Here is an 11792-nt window from a genome sequence, read left to right as displayed (position 1 = left end):
TCCACAAACTCGACCACACCTACCTCTACCCCGGCGTCTTCGAAACCATCCAGTCCATCCACGCCGCCCGCCCCGCCACGCTCATGGCCGTCCTCACCAACAAGCCCGTCCACCCCTCCCGCGACATCTGCGACCACTTCGGCCTCTCCCGCTTCTTCTTCCGCAACTACGGAGGCAACAGCTTCCACACCAAGAAGCCCGATCCCCACGGCCTCCTCACCCTCATCACCGAAGCCAGCGCCCTCTTCGCCCAGACCATCGCACCCTCTGACACCATCATGGTCGGCGACACCGACATCGACGTCCTCACCGCCCGCAACTGCGGCGCCAGCAGCATCGGCTGCACCTTCGGTCTCAAACCCCACTCCCTCGAAGCCGCCCCACCCGACCACCTCGCCCACACCCCCGCTGACTGGCTCACCATCCTCGGCATCTCTCCCGAGAAGTCATGAAAGATCCGAAAACCCTTTGACCACCCGTACCGCCCTTGCTACCCTCATCCCACCATGGATGTGACGACCACCCACCGCACCCCGCCAGCCACCTGCTGCATCATCGGCGGAGGCCCAGCCGGCATCATGCTCGGCTTCCTCCTCGCCCGATCCGGTGTTCCCGTCACCGTCCTCGAAAAGCACAAAGACTTCTTCCGCGACTTCCGCGGCGACACCATCCACCCCTCCACCCTCGAACTCCTCTACGAGCTCGGCCTCCTCGAAAAGCTCCTCGCGCTCCCTCACTCTCAGGTCACCGGCCTCTCCGCCATCGTCGGCGGCCAGCGCATGGTCATGTCGGACTTCTCCCACCTCCCCACCCATGCAAAGTTCGTCGCCCTCATGCCGCAGTGGGACTTTCTCAACTTCCTCTCCACCGAAGCCTCCCGCTTCCCCAACTTCACCATCCGCATGGGTTGGGAGGCCACCGGCCTGCTCCAGCAAAATGGCGTCACCACCGGCGTCGTCGCCAACACCCCCGACGGCCCCGTCGAGATCCCCGCTACCCTCACCGTTGGCTGCGACGGCCGCCACGCCATCTCCCGCCAGGCCGCTCATCTCCCCCTCTTCGACTTCGGCGTCCCCATCGACATCCTCTGGCTCCGCATCGCCCGCCAGCCCGGCGACCCCGAGAACGCCCTCGGTTACGTCAACTACGGCCGCTTCATCATCCTCATCAACCGCAACGACTACTTCCAGGTCGGCTACCTCATCCCCAAAGACACCTTCCCCCAGATCCAGCAAGCCGGACTCCCCGCCTTTCAACAAGGCATCGAGCGCATCGTCCCCTTCCTCGCCAACCGCACCGCTGAGATCGACTCCTGGGACAAGGTCAAGCTCCTCACCATCCAGGTCAACCACCTCACCCAATGGTCCGAACCCGGCCTGCTCTGCATCGGCGACGCCGCCCACGCCATGTCACCCGTCGGCGGCATCGGCATCAACATCGCCCTGCAGGACGCCGTCGCCACCGCCAACCTCCTCACCGAAGCGCTTCTCTCAAACGCCCTCACCGAGCATCACCTCCGGCAGGTCCAGCAATATCGCGAGTCCGCCGTCCACAACACCCAGCGCGCGCAGGTCTTCGCCCACCGAATCCTTCGCCACGTCCTCAGCCGCACCGACCCCATCCAGGCGCCGCTCCCCCTGCGAATCCTCACCCACATCCCGGGCTTCAAATACCTCGCTGGACGCTTCATCGGCATGGGCCTGCAGCCCGAACACATCAAAAACTTCTAGGCTATATCCACCTGTAGCCTGAGCGCGTAAGCGATGGATTGAAATCAGAACTGTCATCCTGAGCGTCTGTGATGGATTGATACAGCGTCCGTGATGGATTGATACAGAATCTGTCATCCTGAGCGGAGCCTCTCGCAGCTTCATCGCGAGAGGCGCAGTCGAAGGACCTGCCACACGCTCAACGTGCCAATACTCTCCCCTCATCTCGCACCACATCCAGACCAGTTCCGCATCGTCCTGAAGCTCGATACCACCTAGCCTCTATCTCAGACCTCTACTCAAACTCCCGATTCCACCGCTGAATCACCCGAGTCTCCCGCTCCCATCCCATCACGCTCACACTGCCCGTACCCAGCGCCAGCAGACTCCCACCCTTGGCGTCCTGCTCAATCCACCGTGCCGCTAAAATCCTCAAAATATGCGCATGTGCAAACAGCGCAACCTTCCCCCCATCCGGAGCCGCCGCCAGCGCCCGCGCAATTACCCCATCCGCGCGCTCTCCCACATGCTCCACCGTCTCCCCACCCACAATCTCATCCTTCCACACCGACCACCCCGGTATCTCCGCCTGAATCTCCTTCGTCGTCTTCCCCTCGTACACCCCGTAGTCCCACTCCTTCAACCCATCGTCAATCTTCGCCACATCGCCAAACCCAGCAATAGCACAAGTCTCCCGCGCCCTCTGCATCGGACTCTCAAGCACCGCGTCAAACTTCGTGCCCTTCAAATAATCCCGGAGCCTCTCCGCCCGTCGCCGCCCCTCATCGGTCAGCGGAATATCCGTCCGGCTCGTATGCGCCCCGCTCAGACTCCACTCCGTCTCCCCATGTCGCACCAACCACAACTCAGTTCCCACACCCATCACACCCTCCTGAACCATACTGCCGTAGTAAAACGCTGCTGCGGTAAAAATGGCCGCCGCAAAAAGGCCGCCGTAAAAGTTGTCATTCGAGCGAAGCGAAGAACCCCCGCATTTCGCCGTTGTTGTTGCCTTTGCCTATCATCCCGCAGGGATCTGCTTCCGCATTCCCCAAAATCGCAACCAACCCTCCCAATAAACTATCCTATAAGGATGGACTTTCAGCTCTCGACCACCTACAAGCCCCAGGGCGACCAGCCCCGCGCCATCTCCGAGCTCGTCTCCGGCATCAACGCCGGTGAAAAAGATCAAGTCCTCCTCGGCGTCACCGGCTCCGGCAAAACCTTCACCATGGCCAAGGTCATCGAAGAGCTCCAGCGCCCCGCCCTCATCCTCGCGCACAACAAAACCCTCGCCGCCCAGCTCTATCACGAGTTCAAAACCTTCTTCCCAAACAACGCCGTCGAGTACTTCGTCTCCTACTACGACTACTACCAACCCGAAGCCTACATCCCCGCCGGCGATCTCTTCATTGAGAAGGAGTCAACCATTAATGAAGAGTTGGATAAACTTCGCCTCGCCGCCACCCGCAGCCTCTTCGAACGCCGCGACGCCATCATCGTCTCCTCCGTCTCCTGCATCTACGGCCTCGGCTCGCCCGAAGCCTACTACGGCATGTTGATGCTCCTCGAAAAAGGCCAGAAGATCCGCCGCGAAGACATCACCCGCCGCCTCGTCGAGATCCTCTACGAGCGCAACGACGTCGACTTCCGCCGCGGCACCTTCCGCGTCCGCGGCGACATCATCGAGGTCTACCCCACCTACGACGAAAACGCCTACCGTATAGAGCTCTTCGGCGACGAGATCGATTCACTCTCCCAGATCGATCCCCTCTTCGGCACCGTCAAACAGAAGTACTCCCGCCTCCCCATCTATCCCAAGTCCCACTACGTCGTCCAGCCCGAGCGCAAAGCCACCGCCGTCGCCACCATCCTCGAAGAGATGGAGTGGTGGGAGAAAGAACTCGAGACCCAGGGCCGCCTCGTCGAGTCCCAGCGCATCCACCAGCGCACCCGCTTCGACCTCGAGATGATCAAGTCCGTCGGCTACTGCCACGGCATCGAAAACTACTCCCGCCACTTCTCCGGCCGTCTCCCCGGCGAGCCCCCGCCCACGCTCCTCGACTACTTCCCCCAGGACTACCTCCTCTTCATCGACGAGTCTCACGTCACCGTCCCCCAGCTCCACGGCATGTGGCACGGCGACCGCAGCCGCAAACAAAACCTCGTAGACTACGGCTTCCGTCTACCCTCCGCCATGGACAACCGCCCCCTCAAGTTCGAGGAGTTCGAAGGCCGCACCGGCCAGATCGTCTACGTCTCCGCCACCCCCGGCGCCTACGAACTCACCAAGTCCGCCGGCGTCGTCGTCGAACAGATCATCCGCCCCACCGGCCTCATCGACCCGCAAGTCGAGATCCGCCCCGTCAAAGGCCAGATCGACGACCTCCTCGCCGAAATCCGCGACCGCACCGCCAAAAACCAGCGCGTCCTCGTCACCACCCTCACCAAGCGCATGTCCGAAGACCTCGCTAGCTACTACACCGAAGTCGGCGTCCGCTGCCGCTACATGCACTCCGAGATCGAAACCCTCGAACGCATCAAGCTCCTCCGCGACCTCCGCAAAGGCGAGTATGACGTCCTCATCGGCATCAACCTCTTACGCGAAGGCCTCGACCTCCCCGAAGTCTCGTTGGTAGCAATATTAGACGCCGACAAAGAAGGCTTCCTCCGCTCTCAGGGCTCTCTCATCCAGACCATCGGCCGCGCCGCCCGCCACGTCGAAGGCCGCGCGATCCTTTATGCGGATAAGATGACCGACTCCATGCAGCGCGCCATCAACGAGACCGACCGCCGCCGCGAAAAACAAGTCGCCTACAACGAAGAGAACGGCATCACCCCCATGTCGATCATCCGCCCTCTCGAGATGGGCCTCGCCGGCATCCTCAAAGCCGACTACGCCGACCTCACCGACGAAGCCGAAGGCATGCCCGACTTCGCCACCCAACAAGAGCTCGACACCTACATCGGCAAACTCGAATCCGACATGCGCGAAGCCGCCAAAAAATTCGAATTCGAAAAAGCTGCCAAACTCCGCGACACCGTCAAAGAACTCCGCACCAAAGAATTCCTCTTCAGCTAACGTTATTGCTGTTACCTCTATTGTTGTTCCTAACAAAAATCTCGTCATCCTGAGCGAAGCAGATCACAGCCTCATCGTGATCTGCGCAGTCGAAGGACCCCGAAGCCGCCATACATCACCCATACCGAGCAAACCTTTTCAACCAGGTGACAGTAGCTAGTGTCGCCGCTGTCGAACTATGCGACACAGTAAAAGAACTCCGCACCAAAGAGTTCCTATTCAGCTAAATGTCAAAAGGCATTTTTAACGAGTAGCATTTACTATCGCTTGGGCCAAGCATTCAGCTTTAGCACGAATCGTTCTCCCGCGTGCGCTTGGATGGGCGACAGCGATATGTTTTATACCGTGTCTGCAACATGCTCGGTATGCATCACCGCCAAGCGAGATAACGCGGCGATCTGCCAATTCGTGTCGAGTCACCGCATCAAAACTGATATCAACATCGCTAGCGGAAATTTTCCCTGATCTCTTTGTAGGCAATAGATGGAATGCCTGCGTTACATAAATATCCGAGCGGTTCATACTGGCAATCTGTAAGGCACCATCTATTACCTTGTTGAATAAGATGTCAGGCATATATCCAAATCTTTTTAGAATTTCCCGGTTCGCATTGACTGACGGAACATCAAACCAGTTGTATGCGATCAAGACTGGGTCCGTTAGTGAGCGTGAAGAAATCTGGTACGGCGTTACCCACGGACCATTGAAATTGACATCAGCTAAGGTTGCATAGTTACCGATCCTTAGTGCACGTCGTCGGTCAATAATCTGGTGGTAGGTCAAATTTCCTCCTATAAGTAGCGAGAATTATATGCCTACCTGTCCAGCATCAGTGGTGTGATCGCGGTCTTCATCTCCCTTCTGAGATGTGGGTTGAGCGGGGCTCACCCGTACAAATCCCCCCATTCCAAAATGTATGGTTGCCCATCCGTTCGCGCTTTTGCGGACCGGTGAGGAGGTAAGATGTAATCGCAAACAATATGAGCCCGCCCCCACAAAACCCCCAAACCCCCAAACTCCTCCCAAGCACCTTCTACTCTCGCTCCCCCGAGATCGTCGCCCGAGCCCTCCTCGGCAAGCTACTCATCCGCGATCTCCACGGCGAGCGACTCACCGGCCGCATCACCGAGGTCGAGGCCTACCTCGGACTCACCGATCCTGCCTCGCACGCCTACCGCGGCCTCACCCCCAATAACTTCCCCCTCTTCGGCCCACCCGGCCGCACCCACGTCTACTTCATCTACGGCATGTACTACTGCCTCAACGCATCCGCCCATCTCCCCGGCGCAGCTGGCGGAGTCCTCATCCGCGCCATCGCCCCCATCGACGGCATCGAGACCATGGCCCTCCTCCGCCGCGCCTCACCAACTGCCAAACTCAAACTTCTCACCGGAGGCCCCGGCCGCCTCTGCCAGGCCCTCGACATCACCCGCAAAAACTCCAACGATCTCGACCTAACCTCACACGACTCCCCCATCCAGATCGCCGACGACGGCCACACTCCCACCGACATCCAAACCACCCCACGCATCGGCCTCTCAAAAGCCGCCGATCTCCCCCTCCGCTTCCTCATCAGCGAAGTCGCCAAAGTCGGACGCTCCAAATCTCACCCCTGAGCGCAATCGAACCGATGCCATAAAAACCGCGTAACAGATGCTTCCACTCTGCCGAAGGCCGGAGCGAAGCGACCAATCGATTGCCGTTGCCTGTTCATCTTTCTCTATTGCAAAAGTCACCCACGCAACCACCCAAGCCATCCACCACCACAACTTCCTCATCAAACCAACGTCTATACAAACGCACACGGGATTCGCAAGACAGACCATCTCCCGACAAAAAAGGAAGAAGAATGACCAGGATTACCAACGCTATCTGCAGCATCGTTCTCACCGGCCTCGCAGCATCCGCATTCGCCCAGGCTCCCATCGTCCATCAGCCACCACCGCCTCCACTCGATCAGCAACAGGCCCAGCCCGGCGACCAACAGCAGCCCGGCCAGCCCGCCTACCCGCAATCAAACCAGCCCCAATATCAGCAGGCGCCCCCGCCAAACGGAGCCCAGCAGCAGCCCCCACCGCCTGTCATGGCGCCCCAGCAGCTCGACCAGCTCGTCCAGCGCATCGCCCTCTATCCCGATCCGCTCCTCGCTCAGGTCCTCACCGCCTCCACCTTCTGGGACCAGATCCCCGACGCCGCCACCTGGGCCCAGCAGCACGCATCCCTCACCGGCGACGCCCTCGCCCAGGCCATCCAATCCGACAACCTCCCCTGGGACCCCAGCGTCCTCGCTCTCCTTCCCTTTCCCTCCGTCCTCGACATGATGGCCCGCGACCCCCAGTTCACCGGCACTCTCGGCACCGCCGTCCTCAGCCAGCGTAACGACGTCATGGACGCCGTCCAGCGCCAGCGCCACTCCGCCCACAACTACGGCTACCTCGCCCCCAACGCCTACGATAACGTCGTCGACGACGGCGGCTACCTCGAGATCCAGCCCGTCAACCCCGCCTACTACTACGTCCCTGTCTACAACCCCGCCGTCGTCTTCTACGCGCCCCGCCCCGGCTTCGTCATCGGCGGAGCCATCCGCTTCGGCCCCGTCGTCGCCATCGGCCCGTCCTTCGGCGTCTTCGGCTGGTACGGTGCAGGCTTCGGCTGGGGAGGCCACACCATCCTCATCGATCACCGCGTCTGGGGCCGCACCTACTACAATCGCGGCGTCTACGTTCATCCCTACGCCCATCCCTACGTCCGACCCGCTGGCCCTCGCGTAGAGAGCCACGCCCACTACGAAGAGCACGGCAACGACCACCACCGCTAATAGCCACAAAGAAACCAAACCCAACCAGCCGCACCCGCGACCATCCCTCGCAGGTGCGGCTTTTCACTTAAGCCCCGCCAACCGCTAAACTCAAAGTTCAGATACCAGCTTCGCGAGGGCAACCATGATCATCGTCAACGACGAGTACGTCACGCTCGACACCCCCAAAGGCCCCATGCGGACCCACATCGTCCGCCCCGCCGCACCCGGCCGCTATCCCGGCATCGTCTTCTACTCCGAGATCTTCCAGATCACCGCCCCCATCCGCCGCACCGCCGCCATGCTCGCCGGCCACGGCTACATCGTCGCCATGCCCGAGATCTACCACGAGTTCGAACCCGCCGGCGCCGTCTTCGCCTACGACCAAACCGGTTCCGACCGCGGCAACGTCCTCAAGACCACCAAGGAACTCTCCAGCTACGACGCCGACGCCCGCGCCGCCCTCGACCACCTTGCCGCCCGCCCCGACTGCAACGGCCTCCTCGGAGCCATGGGCATCTGCATCGGCGGACACCTCGCCTTCCGCGCCGCCATGAACCCCGACGTCCTCGCCACCGCCTGCTTCTACGCCACCGACATCCACAAAGGCTCCCTCGCCAAAGAAGGCGACGACTCCCTCGCCCGCGCGAAAGACATCAACGGCGAACTCCTCATGATCTGGGGCCGCCAGGACCCCCACATCCCCCGCGAAGGCCGCATGGCCGTCTACGCCCGCCTCAACGAACTCGACAAAAAACTAAGCTGGCACGAGGTCAACGGAGCCCACGCCTTCATGCGCGACGAAGGCCTCCGCTACGACCCCGAGCTCGCCTACACCCTCTACGGCCTAGTCTTCGACCTCTTCCACCGCAAACTCAGCACCGGCGACCAGACCACCCAACCCACCGCCTCCACCGAAACCCGCCACTAGAAATCCCGAAGAACAGCCAAGCCTCCGTCACCTGATTGAATGACTTTTAGGAATAGTGGCACATTGCTGCTGAGAAGCCGACTTATCGTTAGTAATTTCATGCCTGTTCAGCTGTCCAACATTACGTGCGACCGTGGCGCGTTTGGGTCGCTTAGACGGTCATAACGGATAAAGACGTCGCCTCACCAGAAAATCCGTCCTCCGTATCATCGCGATGGTACAGAAAAAGATGGCCAGCAGCTTGATGACTTCCGAAAGACTGCGGCCTTGCGAGAATGATCGTGCGGATCGGTGAATCCCAATCACAGGTAAGGAACATCTGCACATGAGCGATGCAACAATCTGGGCGAATCTCTGCAGCTAGAACATGCGCTCTCCATCCATCTGGGGGTCTTAAACCCATCGCAGCAGGAGTGAGGAGAGGCATCTCTCGTTGCACTATGAAATCGCTTGCTCGATTTTGTGTGTCATCAGAGTCTTCCAAAATGAATTGACGAATATCGTCAAACATTGGTTCGGTCCCGTTAAACCGGGGAAACTGGCTGAGAAAGTAGTGGAACCCAATCTTTGCAAACGCTCGATGATATCGATCCGTGACCTGGAACTTGAGTAGCGGACGTTCAATGACGTTGCCGAACGGAGTTCCTTCTGAAGGGAAAGTTACCGTTGGCCAGACCTCATGAACCAGCGGCTTGATCCACTCTAGTTCCTGCGGGTGAAAGGCTAGAGCCATCTTAATCGGTTGGATGGCTTTGCATTGATTGAATGCATATCGAAGCTGGTCCGCGGTCATGACCGGATGAAGCGGAATATGGTGATGCTTGCCTGATTCTTCTTCGATTAGCGTAAGGGCACACAATTGTGATCCTTGGCCATCACTGCCGATTTCGATAGCTACTTCTCTGCCGTGTTCCTTATCGAAAGTCGTTGCTTCGATGCGTTTGCCGCCTGCGCTTCCCCTCACGAACGGATTTACAGGATCGTGATCTTTACGACCCAAAATGCCGTAATATCTGCGGAAAAAGCCCTCCATGCCACATCGGGCGAGCTGCTGGTCTAGCAGGCCAAGTCTCTTGTTGTTGCAGTCGGGACAAAGACGATCCTGGAGCATAGGAGCATTTTTGAAATATCCGAAAGCCGCCGGAAGAACGTGCTCCGTTGTATCTGGTGCGGCAGAGCAGTAGAGGCAATGGGGTTCTTCTTTTATCCCCAGCCGCCGCTTCAGACTTTCTGGAATGTCGTATTTCATAAACTTAGTCCGATCTGGTTCCTCATTTATTGTCTCTGATCTATTGTTCCCATGTATTTTGGGTTCTGAGCCTTTCCGGTTCTCAGTCCTATGGGAAGGTCCGTGCTCTTGATGGGTCAGTATTGGGGTAGCGGTCGACGACCATCTGACCCACTAGTCGACCCGCCGACGAATCTAGATAAGATGACGTGGGCTAGTCCTGATAAACGCTCTTGTCATAAGCTAATCCAGGCTGTCCATAACCGTGAACGTAATGATCAGCTGCGCCGAGATCTTCGGCGGCTCTAATCCAGTAACCAAACATGTCAAGCCCCAAAGCCACGAAAACCCGCGCCAGTCCTGCACATTCGCGTGGCGTAGTAGTTACCCTCCAACCGCTATACTGGATATAGAGATAAGAAAAGCCCCGGCAAAAGCCGGGGCTTCTCTGTCTGACCCATAAACCCTTTAGAAATAAATATTTGCCCGCAACTCTTTTATAATGAATATTTTGCAGACAGCAAAAATCGTAACTATAACAAAATAAACCATTAAGCTACACCCACCCCCAGGGGAGGGGGTACCCTATACGCGGTTGGAACAGACGCAAGACTAACGCCAGCTAACCGCCAGGTGCCACCGCAGCTCCCGCTCTTTGGTCTTCTTCAACACCTGCATATACTCCAGCAACTCCGAGAGCACCTGCTCCCCTTCGCTCCCCAGCTGCTGCGGATCGCTCTCCAGCGCCTCCAGTAACCCCCGCACCGTCACCAGCCCATCTGCGGGCGAGTACCACTGCGGAGGCGGCAACCGCCGAATCAACTCCTGGTCCCCGGCACCCTCTTCGATCAACAGCGACATCGAATTCTCATCCGCCGAGAAGAACTCAATCAGCGGCCGAACTCCCAGCCGCAGCGCCAGCCGCTCCAGTGCATCCTCATGCCGAGCCAGCGACCGCCCATTCACAAAGATATCGAATCCGGGATCCTCGCCCTCAACCACGATGTACATCGAAGCAGCCATGAACCGCAGTGTAACCCGACCATCGCCCACAGGAAAGTATCACCGCAAGGACAACATCGCCTCTTCTTCCACATCCTTCAACCACAACATCATCCCTGCACCCACCGCCAGCAGCGCCGTCCCAAACCCCAGCCGCGCCGTCGGCTCCGGCCGCACCACCACAAAGCTCTCCAACACCGTCACCAGCGGAATCAGGAGATAGCGCGACGCAAACCGCACCGGAGGCATCCCCCGCAGCAGCCAGACGATCAACCCAATCTCAAACCCGTCCGCCAGAGAAGCAAACCCCACCGCAGACGTCAGCGCCCCGCCACGCCAGGCAAACTCCCCCCGCACTACACTACACACCAGCAGAAAACCACAATTCGCCACCCCAGCGACCGCAAGCGCCTCCACCAATCTCACCCCACGAAGCAGCCGATACAGCGCGACGCTCGACACTCCAGCCACAATCACCGCAGCCATCACCAACGCCAGCATGCTCCAACCCTGCACCGTTCCCACGCTGCTCAGCGGAAGCAGAAGCAACAAGCCGCCAAGCCCCGCCAGCGCCGGAACCAGAAATCTCCTCGCCCCCCGCGCATCCGCTCCCGCAGCAACCGCAAGCACAACCACCACCGGAACCATGGCAAACAGCGCCGAACGGTTCGTCTCCGCCACCCAATCCCGCGTCCACACCACCACCGCGATCGGCACCCCAAACACCCCCACCATCGCAGCACCCACCCTCAATAACCGACGCCAACCCCAGGACGAATCCCCAGACGAGTCCCGAGAAGAACCCCAAGCCGAACCCCGCCGCCAACCCAGCAGCATCGCCACCACCCCCACCACCCCATACACCAACCCCTGCCGCTCCAGCAGACCCAGCCCACCCTCATCAGGAATCGCCCAAGAGCTCGCCGACAAAACGCACAACACACCAAACCCAACCCAACCCATCGGACTCATCACCAGCCACCGCATCGCAACAACCCACCCGCACAAAGGACACTAGAGCAGCAAACAGAGAAGCCGCGCAA

At 59.4% G+C, this 11792-nt stretch carries 11 protein-coding genes; 6 read left to right on the top strand and 5 right to left on the bottom strand.

Features of this window, described 5'->3' with window-relative positions:
• Together GSQ82_RS08835 and GSQ82_RS08830 are read left to right on the top strand one after the other, a co-directional pair.
• Positions 1–452, top strand: a 452-nt coding sequence (locus tag GSQ82_RS08835) for an HAD family hydrolase (protein WP_158791910.1), incomplete at its 5' end; no start/stop codon positions are given.
• 54 nt (positions 453–506) lie between these two features.
• Positions 507–1730, top strand: a complete 1224-nt coding sequence (locus GSQ82_RS08830; RefSeq protein ID WP_158791909.1) for an FAD-dependent oxidoreductase — start codon at positions 507–509, stop codon at positions 1728–1730.
• Between the two features lie 274 nt (positions 1731–2004).
• On the opposite strand, the gene GSQ82_RS08825 is transcribed toward GSQ82_RS08830, so the two are convergent.
• A complete protein-coding gene (locus GSQ82_RS08825) occupies positions 2005–2592 on the bottom strand; it encodes a histidine phosphatase family protein (RefSeq protein WP_158791908.1) in 588 nt (195 codons plus the stop codon).
• A gap of 210 nt (positions 2593–2802) precedes the next feature.
• On the opposite strand from GSQ82_RS08825, the gene uvrB reads away from it, so the two are divergent.
• On the top strand, positions 2803–4791 hold the full coding sequence (uvrB, locus tag GSQ82_RS08820) for an excinuclease ABC subunit UvrB (protein ID WP_158791907.1): 1989 nt from the start codon (positions 2803–2805) through the stop codon (positions 4789–4791).
• A gap of 243 nt (positions 4792–5034) precedes the next feature.
• Here the strand turns inward: uvrB and GSQ82_RS08815 are convergent, their stop codons facing one another.
• Positions 5035–5574, bottom strand: a complete 540-nt coding sequence (locus GSQ82_RS08815) for a hypothetical protein (protein ID WP_158791906.1) — start codon at positions 5572–5574, stop codon at positions 5035–5037.
• A 197-nt stretch (positions 5575–5771) separates the two neighbouring features.
• On the opposite strand from GSQ82_RS08815, the gene GSQ82_RS08810 reads away from it, so the two are divergent.
• The 3 genes from GSQ82_RS08810 (at position 5772) to GSQ82_RS08800 (ending at position 8519) form a co-directional block, all read left to right on the top strand.
• Positions 5772–6407 carry a DNA-3-methyladenine glycosylase gene (locus GSQ82_RS08810; RefSeq protein ID WP_158791905.1) on the top strand — a complete coding sequence of 212 codons (636 nt, stop codon included), beginning with the start codon at positions 5772–5774 and terminating at the stop codon, positions 6405–6407.
• Positions 6408–6640: 233 nt separating this feature from the next.
• Positions 6641–7609, top strand: coding sequence for a DUF3300 domain-containing protein (locus GSQ82_RS08805; RefSeq protein WP_158791904.1), 969 nt, complete (start codon positions 6641–6643; stop codon positions 7607–7609).
• A 124-nt stretch (positions 7610–7733) separates the two neighbouring features.
• On the top strand, positions 7734–8519 hold the full coding sequence (locus GSQ82_RS08800; RefSeq protein ID WP_158791903.1) for a dienelactone hydrolase family protein: 786 nt from the start codon (positions 7734–7736) through the stop codon (positions 8517–8519).
• Positions 8520–8670: 151 nt separating this feature from the next.
• Here GSQ82_RS08800 and GSQ82_RS08795 read toward each other — a convergent pair whose 3' ends face one another.
• The 3 genes from GSQ82_RS08795 to GSQ82_RS08785 all read right to left on the bottom strand — a co-directional run bounded on the left by GSQ82_RS08795 (position 8671) and on the right by GSQ82_RS08785 (position 11721).
• Entirely contained in the window at positions 8671–9768 is a 1098-nt protein-coding gene (locus GSQ82_RS08795; protein ID WP_158791902.1) for a hypothetical protein, read from the bottom strand.
• Between the two features lie 591 nt (positions 9769–10359).
• Positions 10360–10770 (bottom strand): hypothetical protein, encoded by a 411-nt coding sequence (locus GSQ82_RS08790; RefSeq protein WP_158792201.1) that lies wholly within the window; start codon positions 10768–10770, stop codon positions 10360–10362.
• Between the two features lie 39 nt (positions 10771–10809).
• Positions 10810–11721: a hypothetical protein gene (locus tag GSQ82_RS08785; protein ID WP_158791901.1), complete on the bottom strand. Its 912-nt coding sequence runs from the start codon at positions 11719–11721 to the stop codon at positions 10810–10812.
• Positions 11722–11792 lie beyond the last annotated feature (71 nt).

It is taken from the genome of Granulicella sp. L60 (assembly GCF_009765825.1).
Classification (GTDB): domain Bacteria; phylum Acidobacteriota; class Terriglobia; order Terriglobales; family Acidobacteriaceae; genus Edaphobacter.
Note: the sequence above shows the minus strand (reverse complement) of the source record. Positions and strands in the feature narration are given on the sequence as shown.

Excerpts from the sequence above, each read along its gene's own strand:
- GSQ82_RS08800 (WP_158791903.1), top strand. The coding sequence starts at position 7,734 with ATGATCATCGTCAACGACGAGTACGTCACGCTCGACACCCCCAAAGGC.
- GSQ82_RS08790 (WP_158792201.1), bottom strand. The coding sequence starts at position 10,770 with ATGGCTGCTTCGATGTACATCGTGGTTGAGGGCGAGGATCCCGGATTC.
- GSQ82_RS08795 (WP_158791902.1), bottom strand. The coding sequence starts at position 9,768 with ATGAAATACGACATTCCAGAAAGTCTGAAGCGGCGGCTGGGGATAAAA.
- GSQ82_RS08810 (WP_158791905.1), top strand. The coding sequence starts at position 5,772 with ATGAGCCCGCCCCCACAAAACCCCCAAACCCCCAAACTCCTCCCAAGC.
- uvrB (WP_158791907.1), top strand. The coding sequence starts at position 2,803 with ATGGACTTTCAGCTCTCGACCACCTACAAGCCCCAGGGCGACCAGCCC.
- GSQ82_RS08825 (WP_158791908.1), bottom strand. The coding sequence starts at position 2,592 with ATGGGTGTGGGAACTGAGTTGTGGTTGGTGCGACATGGGGAGACGGAG.
- GSQ82_RS08785 (WP_158791901.1), bottom strand. The coding sequence starts at position 11,721 with ATGAGTCCGATGGGTTGGGTTGGGTTTGGTGTGTTGTGCGTTTTGTCG.
- GSQ82_RS08805 (WP_158791904.1), top strand. The coding sequence starts at position 6,641 with ATGACCAGGATTACCAACGCTATCTGCAGCATCGTTCTCACCGGCCTC.
- GSQ82_RS08830 (WP_158791909.1), top strand. The coding sequence starts at position 507 with ATGGATGTGACGACCACCCACCGCACCCCGCCAGCCACCTGCTGCATC.